The organism is Anaerosporobacter sp. (assembly GCF_031551385.1).
GTDB lineage: Bacteria > Bacillota > Clostridia > Lachnospirales > Lachnospiraceae > Anaerosporobacter.
In genome coordinates, this window is the sequence record NZ_JAVBNS010000025.1 from 1 (window position 1) to 3,060 (window position 3,060).

Genomic DNA, 3,060 nt, shown 5'->3' on the forward strand with positions numbered 1-3,060 from the left:
TATATGCTTCTGGGCTTAGCATGTATTCATAGTATGCTTTTACTACTGGATATTCATCTAAAGCAACATTCATTCTTGCATAGTTTGGATTAAGTGTAAATGAGTATGTAGGAACTGTATATTTTTGACCTTCAGCGATATCTAATTGACGGTAGCCATGTGAACCAACAACTTCAAAGTCTTCGCCAGCGATACCATATTGGAATAGATCATGATTTTCTTGTGAACCAAACATCCAATCAAGGAAATACATAACTGCATCTACTTTTTCAGACCATGCTGGCACGATTAATTGGTTATTTGTTTTCATTTCACTAACGATAGCACCTTTTGTCATAGCTCTTTGATCTGCTTCTGTAACATAGAATCCTAATTCTGCTTCTGGGAATTTTTCTTTCAATGCTTGAACTGATGAAATGAAACCAGTAAGTGTACTATAGTTAACAATTGGTTCTGCTAAATTCTCATCTGTTGTACCACGTGAAGGGTCAAGATATTGTGCCCATTCTGTTCTCTCTACTTCATATTCTTTGATAAAATCATATTGATAATTTGCTGGCATCTTAGCGAACTCTTCTTCCGAATCACCCATAACTACTGCATTTAAAACTGTTTTACCATCTTCGCTTAAACCTACATAGAAAGGTGTTTCTTGTCCCATTGGAGTTGTTGCATCATTTGCATATACATTATCATGTTTTCCTGAATAGTATGTACTGAATGCATTAAAGAAACCATTGTACATTTTCCAGCCAACCATTTCTGGTTCGTTTGCCATAACAGTGTCAAGATATGCTTTTAAGCTTGCATCATCTGTAATTTCTGCACAGTTATATTTTACTCTTAAATCTTCTCTGTATGTGATACCGCGAATATCTTCATAGTATTCTGCTAATGGAATTACATAGTTTTTCTTTTCCCATTCACCGTTAGCATTTTTTTCATATGTTGCTGCGGCTTCAACAAAATCTTCTGAGAATCCATTTTTTAAACCTGGAAATGCATCGTTGTTAAAGTAATTTGTTAAATCTGCAAAACATCCTTGTGCAATGTATGAAGATAATCCGTGCCATGAACCACAGAACATTAAATCGTAGTCTTCTTCTGCTGTTAATGCCATTGATAATTTATCTTTGTAATCAGCACCCGTTACGAAAGAAAAGTTAAGGTGAACCTTACTTAAAATAGGATCATCAGCTACTGCTGTTTCATAAGCTGCTACTACTTTATCCATATTTGTGAATTCATTCATTAAACGGATATTGATTGTTGTATCTTTCATCTCCGCACCAATTGCTTCTCTACTGCTTGCATCTGGTGTTTCAACCGTATCTGCCTCTTTGTTATTGTCTGTGTTTTCTTTTGTGTCATTTACTTCTGTTGTAGCATTTTTTGTTGTTTCATTGTTCTTATTTTTTGAACCACAACCAACCATAGATCCCATCAATGCAACTACTAAAAGAGTGGAAACTACTTTCTTCACAACACTTGTCTTTCTTCTCATAAAAAAATCCTCCTCATAATTTTCTTGTAACTTTACATATCCTATCCGAATTAAGTTACATTTATCTTTATCTGTTAGGACACGTCTGAAACATGCCCTAGGCAGACAAATTCATAGTTAACCTTTTATCGCACCAACTGTTAATCCTGAAGTAAAGTACTTCTGTGCAAATGGATATAAGAATACAATTGGTCCAATTGTGATAACAGTTGTCGCCATACGAAGCGTATAGGTTGGTAGATTTCCAACTGCGACACCTGTGTTTCTTGCCATTTCTTTCAATGCATCTACAGAATTAAGTAAATCCATAAGCAAGTATTGTAACGGGAATAAATCTCGATTATTTGTTATGTATAATCTTGCATTGAACCATTGATTCCAATAGCCAAGTGCATAGAATAAACTAATTGTTGCAATTCCTGGTACCGCTACTGGAAGAACAACCTTCCATAAAATCTGAAAATCATTTGCTCCGTCAATGTAAGCCGATTCCGATAATTCTACTGGAACTGAATTGAAGAAGTTTCTCATCAAAATCATATTCCATGCATTGAAGGCGATTGGTAAAATCAGTACCCATATATTATCTGAAAGATGTAATGTCTTGCTAATCAGTAAATAGGTTGGAACAAGTCCACCATTGAATAACATTGTAAAATACACAAAGAACATAATTGGATTTCTAAATCTTACTTTCTTTAGTGAAAGTGGATATGCCATTGTAATTGTAAGAAACATACTTGCAATCGTTCCAACTACGGTTGTAAAAATCGTAACTCCGTATGCTTTATAAATCTGAGAATCATTCAATACCATTCGATATGCTTCTAATGAAAATGTTTTTGGGATTATCGTATATCCAAAATTCTGAATATTGGCTTCTGTCTCAAAGCTACTTCCAATAATCATCAAAAAGGGTGCTAAACAAAACAGACAGAATAGTGTTACAAATGTATATACGACAATGTCATAGATTACTTCGCCTTTTGATTTTTTTATTTTTGTTTTAATTTTAGTTTCTTTCATGTTCTCATCCTTTCTAGAATATCGCTGCATCTGGTTCTACTTTTTTCGTAATTGCATTTGTCAACCATATCAAGAACAATCCAACTAATGATTGAAAGAAACTTATTGCAGTACTCATTCCCAAGTTATTCAATTCTCGTAGAGCACGGTATGTGAATGTATCAATAACGTCTGTTGTTGGATATAAGAAGGAGTTATCTCTAACAATCGCATAAATCATACCGAAGTCACCTTTGAAGATACTACCAATACTCATAATCGTAAGCATAATAACCGTTGTCTTTAGAAGTGGTAATGTAATTCTGGTAAGCTGTTGTAATCTTGTAGCTCCGTCAACCTTTGCTGCTTCATACATCGATTGGTCAAATCCTGTAATCGCTGCTACATAGACAATACTTCCATAACCTGCACCTTGCCATACCTTTGTTATTAAAAGAATAACTGGCCAATAAGCTGCTTCTTTATAAAAGTCTGGTGCTGTTCCTGCCACATCTTTAATAATCTTTGTTACAATACCACTACTTCCTAGA

General features: G+C 34.5%; 3 protein-coding genes. All 3 read right to left on the reverse strand.

All coding sequences use genetic code 11. The features are described 5' to 3' along the window. The coding region (locus tag RMR19_RS03435) for a hypothetical protein (protein WP_310602096.1) at positions 1 to 1,504 on the reverse strand (1,504 nt) is incomplete at its 3' end. Between the two features lie 117 nt (positions 1,505 to 1,621). Further along, positions 1,622 to 2,530, reverse strand: coding sequence for a carbohydrate ABC transporter permease (locus tag RMR19_RS03440; protein ID WP_310602097.1), 909 nt, complete (start codon positions 2,528 to 2,530; stop codon positions 1,622 to 1,624). A gap of 13 nt (positions 2,531 to 2,543) precedes the next feature. Further along, on the reverse strand, positions 2,544 to 3,060 hold a 517-nt coding region (locus tag RMR19_RS03445; RefSeq protein WP_310602098.1), incomplete at its 5' end, for an ABC transporter permease subunit.

What these genes read in the sequence shown, in the direction of transcription:
- RMR19_RS03440 (WP_310602097.1), bottom strand. Translation starts at nt 2,530, where the DNA reads ATGAAAGAAACTAAAATTAAAACAAAAATAAAAAAATCAAAAGGCGAA.